This is a genomic window from Undibacterium sp. JH2W (genome assembly GCF_049340425.1).
Lineage (GTDB): Bacteria > Pseudomonadota > Gammaproteobacteria > Burkholderiales > Burkholderiaceae_D > Undibacterium.
This window is the reverse complement of record NZ_JBMPOT010000109.1, coordinates 1-255: the sequence shown is the minus strand read 5'-3', so window position 1 is coordinate 255 and position 255 is coordinate 1. Positions and strand designations below refer to the sequence as shown.

Below are 255 nucleotides of genomic sequence, written 5' to 3'. Positions count from 1 at the left end.
AAACCGTCAGAAATGGTCACTGCAACTGTGTCGCTTGCACCGCTGTCTGTTGCCAGGTTGGCGCTGATTGTTGCTTGGCCGATGGCATTGGAGTTGGTGTCACCATGTTTGATGGTGATGGCTGCTGCTTGACCAACTGTCAGGTTGTTCAGTGTGAATACGTCTGTACCAGCTGTTGGTGTGTTGTTTGGTACACCAGCTGTGTTGGAGACGTTGCGCACCAATACGCCTGTGACGTCTGGCAGTTTGGCGAAG

General features: G+C 52.5%; 1 protein-coding gene. It reads right to left on the bottom strand.

The genetic code is table 11. The annotated features are described in order from the left end of the window. A partial coding sequence (locus ACO0LC_RS29340; protein ID WP_423009813.1) for a hypothetical protein occupies window positions 1-255 on the bottom strand: 255 nt, incomplete at both ends.